Below are 15,667 nucleotides of genomic sequence, written 5' to 3' on the forward strand. Positions count from 1 at the left end.
TGCCGAATGGATGCTGGAGCGTGAGACTCTGCACGTAGCTGTACACCTCGAGGGTGAGGCGCGAGGTGCTATGACCGAGGAGGCGCTGGACGAGTGGGACGGGTGCGCCTGCCGTGAGCAGGAGCGAGGCATGGACACGGCGGAGATCGTGGATGCGGCAGTGGGGTACTCCTGCCGCCACGCAGAGCGCGTGATGGAGTTTGGTCATGTTGTCGCGGCGGAGCGGTGTGCCGGTGCGCGTACAGAAGACGAAATGGTGTTGGTGCTGCTGGAGGCGTTGCTGGAGGATTTGCTTGGCGAGTGGTGGCAGTGGGATGAGGCGGGAAGACGAGTCGGACTTAGGTGGCGAGAGATGCGGCTTGCCACCGACCCAAGTGAGCGCGCTCTCGATTCGGATGTGCTCCTCGAGCACGCTCTCGCGGGTGAGCGCGAGTGCCTCGGAGATGCGCAGACCGGTGAGGAGGAGGAAGGCGAGGAGATCGGCATGCGCAGCGTAGGGCACCTTGAGCTGGCCACTCGTGGCAGCGTGACAGGTGTCGAGGTAGCGGGAGGCCTGCTCGGAAGACCAGATGACGCGCATGTGGCGCGGTACGCGTGGTGCGGGGACACGTTTGAGTGGGTTCTCGTCGATGAGGCCCATGCGCCACGCCTCCTCGAGGCAAGTGCGGAGAGCACGGTAGCGCTGGGAGAGGACGGCAGGGGAGACGGAGTCCGTCCACGAAGCGATGATCTCGCGCAACGCGAGTGGAGTGAGCGCGGACAACGGTGTTGTGGCGCAACCGGCATCGAGCCACGCCTCGAGGCAGCGCTGGTACGTGGCACGCGTCGAGGGGCGCCAGGTGCCGAGAGCGAGGTAACGCTGCACCCACTGCTCGAGGGTGAGCTCCTTGGGGGAATCGGATGCTGCGGGTGGCAACGGTTGCCCGCCCTCGAGGAAACGGTGCGCCTTGGCAACAGCTTCCTCTCTGGTGCGACCTTTGAACACTCGGTACTTGCCCAACACAGAGACCTTGACCACCCAATACTTGCCGCTCCGATACACACTGGTCATGGGGCACCTCCCTGAAAAAAGATTCCGCGTCGCGAAGCGGAGAAGGGGCGCCTTCCAAGCCGGTTGTCGCGGGTTCGAATCCCGTCTCCCGCTCCAATCGACGCGGTTTTCTTGATCTTACAGTGCACCATATGTGATAAAGGCGGTGGTACCGATGCTCAGTTCGGTACCACCGTTTCCTTACTCCCTCCAGTCTTGTGACATCTCACGGTTCTATCTGTCGTGTCCATGCATTCTGTCGCCGGCGAGTTGCCGGCAGGTGCATCGCCGCGGCGTCCGGCCTCGGCCGGGTATCGTTGCGCAGCGATGATGGAAGTGGTCCAACCGTCTCGTGTCGAGTGACCTCGCGCCGAACGGACAACGAGCCTTGAAGCCACTATCACCGTTCATCACTTTTTCCTCGATCCGATCACCAGCGAGGGTATTAGTGGGAGATTGTCGTCTGCTGATCGAGGACGAAAACTCTGGTCTCCTCTTCGTTCTCCGTCTACCAGTGCGCACTTGCCTCGCCCGACGAGGACCGTGGAGTGGATTGACTCCTGAATCGCATCGGGCGATACTGGCCTCGAACGCGGGAAGGAGCGAAAACGATGCGTGCGCGGGCTGCTGTTTTGGCGGAGGTCAAAAAGCCGCTGCAAATTTGGGAACTCGAGGTCGATGCACCCAAGGAAGGTGAGGTGTTGGTCCGAGTCGTGGCGGCCGGGGTGTGTCACAGTGATTTGCACTATATCCAAGGGGATCTGGAGACGCCACTCCCGGCGGTGCCCGGTCATGAGGGTGCGGGAGTCGTGGAGGCAGTTGGGCCGGGTGTGACACGTTTCCGACCCGGGGATCCTGTGTTGTTCGTCTTCCGTGCGTTCTGCGGGCAGTGTTTTTACTGTCTCAATGGGCGTCCAGCTCTCTGTGATTTCAGTAATCCGATCCGGCGAACCGGACGGATGTTCGATGGCACGACGCGTTTTCACCGGAATGGCGCAGATGTGCACCATGTTCTCGGGGTCTCTTGTTTTGCCGAGTACACGGTCGTTCCGGAGCAGGGTCTTTTGCCCCTTCCACCGGACATTCCGTTAGATCGCGCAGCTTTGGTAGGTTGTGGCGTGACGACTGGTGTCGGGGCGGTACTCTTTGCTGCCGGTGTGCGGGCAGGGGAGAGCGTTCTGGTGATCGGTTGCGGTGGTGTCGGACTCAACGTGGTACAAGGTGCTGCCCTGGTCGGTGCGGGTCCAGTGATTGCCGCTGATGTCGTTCCGCAAAAGTTAGATTGGGCGCGTCAACTGGGGGCCACTCATACCATCGATCCACGGGAACAGGACGTGGTCGAGGTGGTTCGGGAACTCACTGGCGGTCGCGGCGCGGACTATGCCTTCGAGGTGATCGGCCGTGCGGACACGATCCAGCAGGCCTATGCGGCGACGCGGAAGGGAGGCACGACGGTCATCGTGGGGCTCACACCGATGGGAACGACTGTGCCGCTCGACCCGTTGGATCTTTTGCGGACGGAGAAGACGATCAAGGCGACGCTCTATGGGAGCGCGAACTTGCCGCGAGACATCCCCCGACTCCTGGAGCTGTACCGGCTCGGTCGCCTCCGATTGGACGAACTGATTTCTCGACGACTTCGCCTGGAGGAGATCAACGACGGATTCGAAGCGATGCTCGCGGGCAGCGTCGCGCGGAGCATCGTCATGTTCGAGCACTGAATCAGGCGCTGTCCGCTCGTGGCAGGAGGCGCGCAAAACGTCGTTTGCCAACTTGGAGCACGACTGGATCGCGGATTTCCAGCATTTCCTCCGGATCGTCGAGTCGCCGTCCGTCCAAGCGGACCCCGCCCTGCTGAACGAGTCGCCGTGCCTCGTTGTTACTGCGGGCGAACCCCGCGAGCACGACATAATCGAGAACGCGTGCGCGGGTCGGCACGGTGACCTCGGGAATCTGCTCGGGGATTTCGCGGAGCCGGTGCACTCGGTGGAAGTGGTCGCGTGCCCGCTCAGCCGCTTCGGGCGAGTGCAAGTCACTGACGATGACGAACGCGAGATGCTCCTTCGCATCTCGTGGATTGAGTCGTCCCGCGCTCATTTCGACGAGCATGCGGTCGATCTCTTCGTCTGGGATATCGGTCAGGAGCCGAAAGTAATCGCCTAAGACATGATCGGGAATCGACATGATCTTGCCGAACATTTCCTCTGGTGGGTCATTGACCGCGATGTAGTTGCCATAACTCTTGCTCATCTTCAGGTGACCGTCCGTACCGACCAGGAGCGGTACGGTGAGGATGTCCTGCGGTTCCAATCCGTACTCGCGCATGATATCCCTGCCGACGAGGAGATTGAAGAGCTGGTCGGTACCGCCGATTTCGACGTCGGCCTGGATCGCCACCGAATCGTAGGCTTGCAGGAGTGGATAGAGAAGCTCCGTGATGGAGATGGGTGACCCCTCCTCATAGCGCTTCGCGAAGTCCTCGCGCGTGAGTAGCTTGGCCACAGTGTACTTGCTGGCGAGGCGAATGACATCCTCCAGCGTGAAATTGCCGAACCACGTGCTTTGCCAAACGATCTCGGCCCTCGTCACATCGACAACCTTGAAGAATTGCTCGAGGTACGTTTCCGCATTGGCTCGTACTTCTTCTGCAGTAAGCATCGGCCGCTGGGACGAGCGCCCGGAGGGATCGCCGATCCGGGCAGTCCAGTCACCGATGATGACGACGACTTGATGTCCTAACGCTTGGAACTGCCGTAGTTTGCGAAAACAGACGTAGTGACCGAGGTGGATGTCCGGTCGGGTCGGATCGACTCCGAGCTTGACGCGAATCGGCTGGTCTCCGAGCAGCCGAGCGCGCAAGTGCTCGCGGACAACGACATCGACCGTACCGCGCGAGAGGACCAGATCGACGAACGCTTCTCGCTCATGAACCGGGATCATCGATCACCTCGACTCCTTCCGGTGCCGTGTGGAGCGCTTGCACGAGCGATGGTGGCCAGTCAGCCATTGCTGCTTCAAGCACAGCTCGGCCGTTTCGTTCGTCTTGGCGCATCTGTTCGATCAGTGCATCTGCATCCGGAAATGCACGGTCTGGTCGGAGCCGCTCGATGAAGTACACCGTGATCGTCTCGCCACGCAAGGTCGAATACGTGCGGTCGATCAAGTAGGCTTCGACAGCGTGACCAGAACCAGGAAAGGTCGGACGGTTGCCGATGTAGGCGAGGGCTGGATGCCAGCTACCCGAGAGATGAGCGATCGCAGCATAGATCCCGTCACCTGGGAGCATGAGCCGATCGGCGACAGCGATATTTGCCGTGGGAAAACCTAACTGGGATCCTCTCCCCGTGCCAGCGACGACCGTCCCAGTGAGTGCGTACGGCCGACCGAGAAGTGTCCCGGCCTCGCGCACCGCACCGGCAGCGATCAGCTGGCGAATTCTCGTCGACGAAATCGTCTCGCTGAGCTCGCTCAGCCGAGGGAGCACCATGACGTCGAACCCATGAGTTCGGCCGAGTTCGCGCAAAAGAGCCGGGTCTCCCGTTCGACCACGGCCGAAATGGAAGTCCTCCCCAACCACGATCGTGGTCAAGCGCGTCGACCGCACGAGAAGCTCGACGAATTCTTCCGGGGAGAGCGCAGCAAAAGAGTGGTCGAACTGTACGAGAAGCACACGATCGATGCCGCAGGCGAGGATGAGGCGAAGACGCTGATCCGTGAGAGAGAGGCGTTGGGGTGCTCGCTCAGGTGCGAGAACTTCGAGAGGTAGTGGGTCAAAGGTAATCGCGAGGCTCGGTAGCCCGCGCATCACCGCATGCTCATGAACGGTTCTGAGGAGGTACTGGTGACCACGGTGGACACCATCGAAGTTGCCGATCGTCACGACATGCGACTCGGCCGGGATGTCACTCCAGGAGTGAACGATCCGCATTGGGCGTCTTGCCTCTCCGTCCAGTCCCCTCGCGATGCACGAGGACCGGCTGCCAGTACCGCTTTTGTGGGTCGAACTGGGCGAGTCCGATCCAGTTCCCATCTGGTGCGTAGGCTCGAGCAGTGGTGCCGGGTAAGCTGCTCGCTGAACAGCGCACCGGCGCGCCATGATACCATGCGCGAAGTTCCCGTTCAGGAACCAACAGAACCGGGAGTTCCGCAACGAACTCATCAGGGTGACGAGCGATCAATGGCCAGGATGATGGCGTAAGCAGATCATTCAACGCGTCGATCGACCAAGCGGAAGCGAGCGAGAATCGGCCCACGCGCGTACGGACGAGACCGTGCAAGTAAGCGCCCGTGCCGAGACGGGCACCGAGGTCGCGGGCAAAGGAACGAACATAGAATCCCTTCCCACAGTCGATCGAGACGACGAGATCCGGATAGGAATACTGCACGAGACGTAGGCTGTTGACTCGCACCAAGCGTCGTACAAGGGTCACTGGCTCACCAGCCCGGGCCCGCCGGTAGGCTGCGACGCCGCCAACTTTCAGTGCGGAATAGATGGGCGGCTGTTGGTCGTACTCGCCGAGGAACTCGGTGAGTACGGAGTCGACGTCTCGGCGAGAGGGCGGGTGCACGGTTAGCGGTGAGGCTGCCAGCGGTTCACCTTCGAGATCATCGCTCGTCGTGCTCGTACCGAGGACGATGTGTGCGACATAGCTTTTGTCCGCCTCGGTTGCATGCTGAACGAGGCGCGTGGCGATACCGACCGCGATGACGAGCAACCCTTCGGCGGCCGGGTCGAGCGTGCCGCCGTGACCGACAGTCTGCGTACGCAGGCGCTTACGGACCCATTGCACGACGTCGTGGGATGTCCAACCGCGTGGCTTGTCCACCAGGAGTATGCCGTGCATTGTCACTCACCCTGACGGAAGTTCGATGCTGAGCGATGCGCTCACCTGTGCTGCGAGATCGTCGAGGAACGAACGTCGGGCGGCTTCGCCCGGGGGAAGTCGGCACCCCGCTGCTCGTGGATGCCCCCCGCCCCCATAGCGCTGGCAGAGGCGAGCGACATCCACCGAACCATCAGCCGAGCGCAAGCTGACGCGCCATCCTTCGCTCTGTTCGTAAAAGAGTAGGGCTACCGACGTACCATGAGTCCCGACGAGAAAATTCACGATCCCTTCGCCTTCAACGGGACTGGCTCCTGCTTCCTGCAGCATACGCTGGGTGATCTCGGTCCAGATCAACGGCGGCTCATACCGGACGCGGCTCAGCGCAGCACCCCAGAGCCGAACGGTCGACAGGGGTTTGCTCCGAAAGAGATGAGTGACGATGTCCTCTTGCCGCGCACCGGCTTCGAGCAAGCGAGCGGCAAGCTGGAGGACGCGAGCGGACGTACTCGTGGTTTGGAAGCTGAGTGTGTCGCCGTAGAGTCCTGTGAGGAGGCAGGTGGCGACGTCAGGAACGATCGGTTGTTCGAGTTCCTGTAGCCAATGTGCGAGCACCTCGGTCGTCGCTGCTGAGGCGGGATCGACGAGGTCGACCGAGCCGTACCGAGTATTGGTCACGTGATGGTCGATGTTGACGATCGGAATGTGTCCGTCGAACCACGAAGGGTGTAGGCGAAAGAGGGGACCAAGTCGAGATGGATCGGCGCAATCGAGGAGGGCGATGCAATCAGGCGGATTGGTCACGCTCGCAAGGTCACGGAGAAGGTTTTCGGCTCCCGGCAAGAACTCGAGGTTCGGGGGAACCAATCCGTCGCCGGTAAGGCAGAAAGCCGACTGGACGTGTTCAGCGAGAACGAGCCGGAGCGCTAACACGGAGGCAACTGCGTCAGCATCCGGATTGGCATGCGTAGCAATGAGCAATGTGCGCGAACCAGCAAGGAGTTCCCAGGCAGTCCGGGCATCGCTCGTTCGAATGGGAAGTATTTCACTCACTCTCCGACGCGCTTTCGACTGCAGACTCATCCTTTTGCCGTTCCTGCTCGATCTGCCTCAGCAAGCGGGCGACCTGCTCGGCGTGTTCGAGCGAGCGATCGAGTTTGAAATGAAGTTCGGGAATATGCCGAGTATGCAGATGCGGGGCGATGAGGCGGCGTATGAAGCTGGCGGCTCCTCGTAGGGCTTCCAGGGCAGCTTCCTGCTCCTCATGGCTCCCGTAGATGGAGACGAACACCTTCGCATGGCGCAGGTCGGGGCTCATCTCGACGCGGGTCACGCTCACGAAGCCGAGCCGTGGGTCTCGCAGCTCGCGTTGAATGATGGCAGCGATTTCGTCTCGCAAGAACTCGGCCAGTCGAGCTTGTCGATAGCTAGGCATCGTTGGCTCCCCTCGCGCAGCGAGCCGCGCGGGCAGACGATCACTGCCCGCGCGGAACACGTTCGATGTGATAGAACTCGATTTGGTCTCCGACGCGCAGATCATTGAAGTTTTCGATGGTCAAGCCGCACTCGTAGCCAGCAGCAACTTCCCGCACATCTTCCTTGAAGCGGCGCAAGGATGCGACGGTACCGTCGTGAATGACTTTGCCGTCGCGAATCACGCGAACTCGTGCGTTCCGCAGTGCTTTCCCGTTCAAGACGTAGAGACCGGCTGCCACTGCTCGATTGGGCAGGCGGAAAATCTCGCGCACCTCGGCGACGCCGTCGATGACCTCGCGTGTCTCCGGTGCAAGAAGTCCGGTCACTGCGGCTCGGACCTCGTCCAAGAGATGGTAGATCACGTTGTAGTATCGGATGTCGACACCCGTGGACTCGGCGGCGCGGCGGGCTGCGACATCAGGTCGAACGTTGAAGCCGAGGACGATCGCGCCGGTCGTGGCTGCCAGCATGACGTCCGACTCGGAGATGGCGCCGGTCGCAGCGTGAACGACCGTGATCCCGACTCCCTCGAGTTCGTCGTTGAGCTTGGCCAACGCGTTCTGGATCGCCTCCAGACTTCCTTGCACGTCGGCCTTCAGGATGAGGCGGAGTTCTCGCGTCTGACCAGTTTCCAGCCCTTTGTGGAACTCGTCGAGCTTCACGACTCGGGCCTCGGCAGCTTCAGCGCGGCGCTTGAGTGCGCGCTGTGTGGCGATCTCCTTTGCGGTCCGTTCATCGGCGACGACTTGCAGGTAATCTCCGGCTTCTGGCACATCCTCCAGACCCAGGATCTCGACCGGCATGGATGGGTCCGCGCGTCGCACTTTACGCCCGCGATCGTCGAACATCGCGCGGATCCGTCCCCACGTGGCACCAGCGACCACGACATCGTTGAGTTTCAGGGTTCCCGTTTGGACGAGGACGGTCGCCACGGGTCCCCGTCTCTGATCGACCTTCGCTTCGATGATGACTCCGATCGCGGGCCGATTCGGGTTGGCCTTGAGTTCGTGCATATCGGCGACCAACAGGATCATTTCCAAGAGATCTTCGATCCCGAGGCGCTGCTTCGCAGAGACCTCGACCACCGGCACGTCACCGCCGTACTCTTCTACGATGACACCGATCTCAGCGAGTTGCTGCTTGACACGAGCCGGATTGGCCGTTGGCAAATCGATCTTGTTGATGGCGACGATGATGGGCACGTTGGCGGCACGCGCGTGAGCAACGGCCTCGCGGGTCTGGGGCATGACGCCATCGTCGGCGGCAACCACCAGGACCGCAATGTCGGTGACTTGCGCCCCGCGAGCGCGCATCGCGGTGAAGGCTTCGTGGCCGGGTGTATCGAGAAAGGTTATTTTCCGGCCCTGAACCTCGACTTGGTACGCCCCGATATGTTGGGTGATGCCGCCGGCTTCACCCTCTGCCACGTTCGTGTGCCGGATCGCATCGAGGAGCTTCGTCTTCCCGTGATCGACGTGACCCATGATCGTCACCACAGGTGGTCGTGGGACGGCGCCGGGCTCCTGCGCACTGGCTCGAACGATTTCGGCCAGGCTCTTTTCCTGGTGAACCGCTTCAGGAGTGCGCTCGACGAGTTCGACTCCGAAGTCGGCGGCGACTTTGGCTGCGGTCTCGAAATCGATTTGCTGATTAATGTTGGCCATCACGCCTCGGCGTATCAAGGCCTTGATGAGCTCGACGGCACTGACGCCGATGGCCTCGGCCAACTCGCCTACCGTCATGACGCTTCCCACCTCGATGGGGCCGCGGGCGACACTCACAGCCGGCGAGCTCCGTTGCGCCGTCATCGACGACCGATCGTTTCGTGCGGGTGCGTGCTTTTTCGCTTTGGTGCTCATAGCTGATCCTCCTGTTCGGGTGGTGTCTCCGGTGCGGGCGCGTCGTCTCGGCGAACGTGTAGATCGGCCCAACGAAGGAGTTCGTCCCGAAACTCCTGTGGGACGGGTATTCGGAGAGCACGTTCGAGGACGTCGGTGGTCGCTGCTCGCTCCCAACAACTGAACCGTCGGCACAGATACGCGCCGCGCCCGCTCCGCTTTCCGGTCGGATCGATGGCGAGCGTCCCTTCCGGGGTCCGCACGATACGGACAAATGTTCGCTTGAGGTCTCGCGCGCGGCAAGCGATGCAGGTGCGGACAGGCAAATGCTTGAGTCGCGGACCGCGGCGCTTGCGCTGGTCGGGACGCTCGCGCATCGTCACGACCTCCTCGACGAGAAACGGGATCAACGGACATTCGCCGTTTCGTCATCGGTCAATGGTAGCTCACGACCGGTTTCGAAATCGTACCGTGCACGAAGTTCGCGATCGTAATAGACGTTGACGACGCCGTTGACGATTTCCACGTCGACGCTCTTGAGCACGAGATCGCTGGGCAGCGGACCGAACTCGCGTTCCCGGATGCTGAACGTGCCGTCCGAGCGAACGAGGCGTGGCTGCCGACCGAGTGCCATGAGATCGGGCGGAAGTTCGGGCAAGCTCGTTGCCGAGCGAACGAGCAACGCCTCTTCCCCCTTGAGCGACTCTGGATCCTTGATATCGATCCGCCAGCCGGTCAGCTTGTACGCCAGCCGAGCGTTCTGACCGTCCTTTCCGATCGCCTGCGACATCTGCTCAGGCGGCACGACGACCCGAGCGACCTTTTCGTCCTCGTTGAGGATGACCGTAATCGGCTTGGCCGGGCTCAGGGCGTTGGCGATGAACGTGCGGATGTCCGACGACCACTCGATCACGTCGATCTTCTCACCAGAAAGCTCGGTGACGATGCTCTGGATCCGCACGCCGCGGACACCGACGCAGGCGCCGACCGGATCGACCTTGTCCTGCCGAGCAGCGACAGCGACTTTGGAGCGCTGGCCCGGTTCACGGGCGATCGCCATGACTTCGACGGCACCGCTCGCGACCTCCGGAACCTCGAGCTCGAGCAGTCGCTTGATCAAGTTCGGGTGCGTGCGGGACACCAAAAGCTGCGGTCCCTTCGCGTCCTTGGTAACATCGACCAGGTACACCTTGAGCCGCTGCCCTGGGCGATACCGCTCACCAGGAATCTGCTCCCGGGCCGGTAGAATGGCTTCAGCCTTGCCGAAGCTCAGGATCACCGCACGCGGATCGACGCGCTGCACCGTGCCAGTCAGGACTTCACCGACGCGATCGATGAATTCGTTGTAGATCGTGTCGCGCTCGAAATCCCGGATCCGCTGCAGAATCACCTGCTTGGCGGTCTGGGCCGCGATCCGGCCGAAGTTGGACGGCTGGCGCTCGATCCGGACGATATCCCCAACGATCGCACGGGGATCGATCTTGCGCGCCTCCTCGATGGAAATCTCGCTGAGCGGATCGTTTACCTTCTCGACGACCCGCTTCGGCGCGAAGATGCGGATCTTTCCGGTGTTGACGTCGATTTCGATTTCGACTTCCTCGTCGGAGCCCGTCGTCTTCTTGTACACGGTCCGCAGTGCTTGCTGGACGGACTCCATGACTGCCTCGCGTGGAATTCCGCGTTCGGCAGCGACCTGTGCAATTGCGGTGTAGAGATCGCTCTTCATCGTGATCGCCCCCCTTCGTCACGCGCTCCGGATTCCGGCTGGTGGGCCGCCAGCCAGGGCAAAAATTAAAGTGGGCATTGCCCACTTGTCCGGGGCGCTCCGTTTACCGTATAGAGTATACCAACTGCGCGTGGGTGATGCAAGGGAAGCTTGCCGTGCCTCACCAGTTGGTCCGCGAAGCATGCGCAGGTGCGCAACAGGCTGGACCCAATGCCCATGGACCACTGGGTCGTTTGAGGGCACCCTGACGGTGTTCGCCGCACGGTGTCTGAGACTGCTGCTATACTGGCCCGGGGTTGCGGGACGGGAAACGGGGGACGGATGAAGCTCCGCACGTGGTTGCGCCCGGGAATGTTCGTCAAGCGATGGATCCTGTTGCTCGCACTCGGTGTCGTGACGACGAGTCTCGGGCTCGCCATGGGCCTCGCCTGGATCTACCGCAACTACGACTTCCCTCAACGGGTGTCCGGTCTGGTTCGCGCAGTGACTCTGCAATTCATACCTCATCCCTATCGGGAACTCCTGATGATCTCGGTGGGGAGCGTGCTGATCGTGCTCGGTTTTTGGCAACTGTCGCGTTCACTGTTGGCTCCGTTTCTCGATCGGCGCGCCGACAAGCGAGGTTTGGCCGAGATCATTCATGCGCATCGTTTCGGTCCGGACGAACCGGAGTTCCACATCGTCGCGATCGGCGGAGGAACGGGACTCTCGACGTTACTGCGCGGTCTCAAGGCGCATAATGTCGCGATTACGGCGATCGTGACGATGGGGGACGATGGTGGGAGCTCCGGTCGGCTACGGCAAGACTTCAATATTCCGCCCCCCGGTGACATCCGCAACTGCTTGGTCGCACTGGCCGATGCAGAGCCGTTGATGAGCGAGCTCTTCCAGTTTCGCTTTCCCGAAGTGGGCTCCCCCTTGGACGGACACAACTTCGGAAACCTTTTCATCGCTGCGATGACTCACGTGACGGGCAGCTTCGAGCGAGCAGTGGCTGAATCGTCGCGCGTACTGGCGGTACGTGGGCGAGTGATGCCATCGACGTTGGAAAACATCACTGTCTGTGCTGAATTCGCGGATGGGCATGTCGTGCGCGGGGAGTCGGCGATCGGGCGAGAGCGTGGAAAGATTCAGCGCATTTTCCTCGATCCGGAGCGCCCACAGGCCTACGAGCCGGCCCTCCTGGCCATTCTTTCAGCGGATCTGATCGTACTCGGACCGGGAAGCTTATTCACCTCAGTGATTCCCAATTTGCTCGTCGAGGGGATCGTGCAATCGATCCGGCTGTCGTCTGCGCTCAAGGTCTTCGTGTGCAACGTGACGACACAGCGAGGCGAGACGGATGGATTTTCGGTTGTCGATCATGTGCAGGCGCTCGAACGGCATGCTGGTGGTCCACTCGTGGACTGTCTGCTCGTGAACTCGAATCTGGAGCCGACTCGACGACTCGCAGCGAGTGGGGTCTTCGCTGTTCGGCTCGATGGGTTGGACCAGCTCGCTGAAAGGATGCATGTCGTCCTCGAGGATGTGATCAATCCAGAGCAACCCTGGCGCCACGATCCAACGAAGCTCGCGGCTGCGCTGCTCGCGGTGGCGCGTGCTGCGAAGCACGGACACGAGTTTGCCGGAGGATATCGACAGTTGGTTGGAGCAGTCGGGAGAGAAGCTGGTCGAATGCCCGTGGAGGCGATCGCACAGAAGCGAGGCTGACCGTCGGACGATGTCGAACCGGGAGGGTAGGGTTGTGGCGGTTCGTGTGGGCATCAACGGGTTCGGGCGAATCGGGCGGCAGGTGCTCAAGGCGATCCTGGAGGGATACGACGACGAGCTGGAGGTGGTCGCAGTCAATGATCTCACGACTCCCTCGACGCTCGCACATCTCTTCGCGTGGGATTCGACGTACGGACGCTGGGATGGCGAAGTGACCGCGACCGAGGATTCGATCGTGGTCGATGGTCGCGAGATCCGTGTCTTCGCGGAACGGGAGCCCGGGAAGATTCCCTGGCGAGACCTCGAAGTCGAACTCGTGATCGAGTCGACGGGTCTGTTTACCGATGCAGCAAAGGCTCGAGCGCATCTGGAAGCGGGAGCTCAAAAGGTGATCATCACGGCTCCTGCCAAGGGTGAGGACATCACGATCGTGTTGGGTGTCAATGAGGATGCGTACGAGCCAACTCGACATCACATCGTTTCCAACGCGTCCTGTACGACGAATTGCCTCGCACCAGTCGCCAAAGTTCTTCACGAGCACTTCGGCATCGTGCGTGGGCTGATGACGACGGTGCATGCCTATACCAACGACCAGCAGCTGCTGGATGCGCCGCATCGTGACCTGCGGCGCGCGCGTGCGGCAGCGATGAACATCGTGCCAACTACGACCGGTGCAGCACGAGCGGTCGCGCTGGTGTTACCCGAGTTGAAGGGGAAGTTCGACGGCTTTGCGATGCGCGTTCCCGTCGCGACCGTGTCGGTCATCGACTTCGTCGTGGAGCTTTCGCGTCGAGCCACAGTGGAGGAGATCAATGCGGCCTTTCGCGAGGCGGCGGAGAACGAACTGAACGGCATTCTCGGCTACACCGAAGAGCCACTGGTCTCGAGTGACTTCCGCGGTGACTCGCGATCAGCGATCGTGGATGGCTTGAGCACCATGGTGCTCGATGGAACGCTAGCGAAAGTGGTTGCGTGGTACGACAACGAGTGGGGCTACTCCTGCCGCGTCGCCGATCTTGCCTATTACATGATGATCGGTTGTTTCCAGGAAGAATGACGAGGCGACGCGGGGGTCCAGCGATGGCGAGGCGGTTGCGAACGGTACGTGACCTGGAGGTCGAGGGGCGCCGTATCCTCGTTCGAGTCGATTACAACGTTCCGCTCGAAGGGGGACGCGTTGTCGACGATACTCGCATCCGGGCTACCTTACCGACGTTGCAGTGGTTGCTCGAGCGGCGGGCAAGGATCATTCTTTGCTCCCATCTCGGACGACCGAAGGGGCAGGTGCGCGAGGACTTGCGACTCGCTCCGGTGGCGGCGACGCTGAGCGCGCTACTCGGGCAACCGGTTCGCTCGGTACGTGACATCGTCGGACCGGAAGCGCAGGAAATGGCCCGACTCCTGCAACCAGGTGAAGTAGGCATGCTCGAAAACCTCCGTTTCGATCCGCGCGAGGAGCAGAACGATGCCGAGTTCGCGGCAGCCTTAGCCGCCTTGGCCGATTGCTACGTGAACGATGCCTTCGGTGCAGCGCATCGCGCGCATGCATCGGTCGTTGCGGTCGCTCGTCTATTACCGAGTGCTGCTGGGTTTCTCATGGAGCGGGAAGTCCAAGCGTTGGAGCGCGTCCTTCGCAGCGACGAGCGACCGTTCGTCCTCGTGCTCGGCGGCGCAAAGGTATCCGATAAGATCGGTGTGATCGAGAACCTACTACCGCGTGCTGATGCGCTCCTGCTCGGTGGCGGGATGGCGAATACTTTTTTGCGCGCACAGGGGCTCGAGACCGGGCGCTCACTGGTCGAGGAAGAAAAGGTTCCGGAGGCGCAGCGCATTCTCGATCTGGCGGTCGCGCGCGGTGTGCGCGTCGAGCTTCCGCGCGATGTCATCGTCGCACCAACGATGAGCGCTGTCTCCCAGCGCCGGATCGTACCCGTTACTGCGATCCCTGCTGATCAAGCGGTTTACGATATCGGACCTGAGACGGTGCAGGCGTACTCGGCGGTGATCGCTGATGCCCGCCTCTTGGTCTGGAATGGGCCGATGGGTGTCTATGAGGTTCCCGAGTTCCGTGAGGGGACGAAAGGTATCGCCGAAGCCGTCGCCGGATGTCCTGGGTTCACGCTCGTGGGTGGGGGTGATTCTGCGGCTGCGCTTCAGGAACTGGGTCTAGCCGAGCGCGTTGGGCATCTTTCCACCGGTGGAGGGGCGACACTCGAGTACTTGGAGGGTCGCGAACTTCCTGGAGTTGCGGTGCTCATGGAAGAAGCATGAGAGTGGAGGATGCGAAGACCGCTGATCGCTGGTAACTGGAAGATGCACACGACCTATGAGCAGGCACTGGAGTTAGCCAGTGCGATCCAGGCACGTTGCGGAATGGTTAAGTACGCCGAAGTCGTCCTCGTTCCACCGTTCCCTTGGATCGTGCCGCTGTCTCGACATCTCGACGGAAGTTCGATCTTGCTCGGCGCGCAGACCTGCAGTGCTTTCGACGAGGGCGCCTATACGGGCGAAGTGTCTGCCAAGATGGTGGCCCCGTTTTGTCGCTATGTGATCGTCGGCCACAGCGAACGACGACGTTTGTTCGGTGAAACGGATGCGGTGGTCGCTGCGAAGCTCCGTGCCGTGCTGCGGAACGGTCTCCGGCCGATCCTGTGCGTCGGGGAGACGTTCGAAGAGCGGGAGTCGGGCGCGACGAGAGAAACGGTCGAGCGCCAGATAACAGTCGCGTGCAATGATCTCGAGCGTGAGCAGGTAGCGCGACTGGTCATCGCGTACGAGCCGGTATGGGCAATCGGGACGGGTCGCCCAGCTACCCCCGTGGATGCCGAACTCGTCGCTTCTTGGATCCGTGCATGGTTCAGAGAACGATTCGGGCCAGAGATCAGCGAGGGACTCCGTATCCTCTATGGTGGGAGCGTCACGGCTTCCAATGTGGTTGACTTTCTGGCGCTCGCCGATATCGATGGAGCGCTCGTCGGTGGGGCGAGTTTGGATGCCCGCGAGTTCTGTAGCATTGTGGAGGCAGGTGTGGGACGTGCCCATCGTCTGGCAGTAGGAGGCTAGG

The 15,667-nt window shown here is 61.5% G+C and carries 14 protein-coding genes; 5 read left to right on the forward strand and 9 right to left on the reverse strand.

The window, feature by feature from the left end; genetic code table 11:
- A partial coding sequence (locus ACWIVK_RS01285) for a site-specific integrase (protein WP_448574721.1) occupies window positions 1–1,051 on the reverse strand: 1,051 nt, incomplete at its 3' end.
- Between the two features lie 590 nt (window positions 1,052–1,641).
- Here ACWIVK_RS01285 and ACWIVK_RS01290 point away from each other — a divergent pair.
- Window positions 1,642–2,751 carry a zinc-binding dehydrogenase gene (locus ACWIVK_RS01290; protein WP_448574722.1) on the forward strand — a complete coding sequence of 370 codons (1,110 nt, stop codon included), beginning with the start codon at window positions 1,642–1,644 and terminating at the stop codon, window positions 2,749–2,751.
- A 1-nt stretch (window position 2,752) separates the two neighbouring features.
- Here the strand turns inward: ACWIVK_RS01290 and tyrS are convergent, their stop codons facing one another.
- Genes tyrS through nusA form a run of 8 tightly spaced genes read right to left on the reverse strand, consistent with a single transcriptional unit; the run spans window position 2,753 to window position 10,893 of the window.
- Window positions 2,753–3,970: a tyrosine--tRNA ligase gene (tyrS, locus tag ACWIVK_RS01295; protein ID WP_448574723.1), complete on the reverse strand. Its 1,218-nt coding sequence runs from the start codon at window positions 3,968–3,970 to the stop codon at window positions 2,753–2,755.
- A complete protein-coding gene (locus ACWIVK_RS01300) occupies window positions 3,954–4,958 on the reverse strand; it encodes a bifunctional riboflavin kinase/FAD synthetase (protein ID WP_448574724.1) in 1,005 nt (334 codons plus the stop codon). The genes tyrS and ACWIVK_RS01300 overlap by 17 nt, the downstream gene beginning before the upstream one ends.
- Window positions 4,933–5,874 carry a tRNA pseudouridine(55) synthase TruB gene (truB, locus tag ACWIVK_RS01305; RefSeq protein WP_448574725.1) on the reverse strand — a complete coding sequence of 314 codons (942 nt, stop codon included), beginning with the start codon at window positions 5,872–5,874 and terminating at the stop codon, window positions 4,933–4,935. The genes ACWIVK_RS01300 and truB overlap by 26 nt, the downstream gene beginning before the upstream one ends.
- 6 nt (window positions 5,875–5,880) lie before the next feature.
- Entirely contained in the window at window positions 5,881–6,906 is a 1,026-nt protein-coding gene (locus ACWIVK_RS01310) for a DHH family phosphoesterase (protein ID WP_448574726.1), read from the reverse strand.
- Window positions 6,899–7,288, reverse strand: a complete 390-nt coding sequence (gene rbfA, locus ACWIVK_RS01315) for a 30S ribosome-binding factor RbfA (protein ID WP_448574727.1) — start codon at window positions 7,286–7,288, stop codon at window positions 6,899–6,901. Before rbfA ends, ACWIVK_RS01310 begins: the two co-directional genes overlap by 8 nt.
- Before the next feature lie 40 nt (window positions 7,289–7,328).
- Window positions 7,329–9,137, reverse strand: a complete 1,809-nt coding sequence (gene infB / locus ACWIVK_RS01320) for a translation initiation factor IF-2 (protein WP_448574728.1) — start codon at window positions 9,135–9,137, stop codon at window positions 7,329–7,331.
- A gap of 47 nt (window positions 9,138–9,184) precedes the next feature.
- A complete protein-coding gene (rnpM, locus tag ACWIVK_RS01325; protein ID WP_448574729.1) occupies window positions 9,185–9,544 on the reverse strand; it encodes an RNase P modulator RnpM in 360 nt (119 codons plus the stop codon).
- Between the two features lie 29 nt (window positions 9,545–9,573).
- Entirely contained in the window at window positions 9,574–10,893 is a 1,320-nt protein-coding gene (nusA, locus tag ACWIVK_RS01330) for a transcription termination factor NusA (protein WP_448574730.1), read from the reverse strand.
- Window positions 10,894–11,214: 321 nt separating this feature from the next.
- Here nusA and ACWIVK_RS01335 point away from each other — a divergent pair, with 321 nt between their 5' ends.
- Genes ACWIVK_RS01335 through tpiA form a run of 4 tightly spaced genes read left to right on the forward strand, consistent with a single transcriptional unit; the run spans window position 11,215 to window position 15,666 of the window.
- Window positions 11,215–12,603, forward strand: a complete 1,389-nt coding sequence (locus ACWIVK_RS01335) for a gluconeogenesis factor YvcK family protein (RefSeq protein ID WP_448574731.1) — start codon at window positions 11,215–11,217, stop codon at window positions 12,601–12,603.
- Between the two features lie 34 nt (window positions 12,604–12,637).
- On the forward strand, window positions 12,638–13,660 hold the full coding sequence (gene gap, locus ACWIVK_RS01340; RefSeq protein WP_448574732.1) for a type I glyceraldehyde-3-phosphate dehydrogenase: 1,023 nt from the start codon (window positions 12,638–12,640) through the stop codon (window positions 13,658–13,660).
- Between the two features lie 23 nt (window positions 13,661–13,683).
- Entirely contained in the window at window positions 13,684–14,874 is a 1,191-nt protein-coding gene (locus ACWIVK_RS01345) for a phosphoglycerate kinase (protein ID WP_448574733.1), read from the forward strand.
- Window positions 14,875–14,883: 9 nt separating this feature from the next.
- The gene (gene tpiA / locus ACWIVK_RS01350; RefSeq protein WP_448574734.1) at window positions 14,884–15,666 is read left to right on the forward strand and encodes a triose-phosphate isomerase; all 783 of its coding nucleotides are present in this window, start codon (window positions 14,884–14,886) and stop codon (window positions 15,664–15,666) included.
- The last annotated feature ends 1 nt before the right edge of the window (window position 15,667 follow it).

It is taken from the genome of Thermomicrobium sp. (assembly GCF_053493975.1).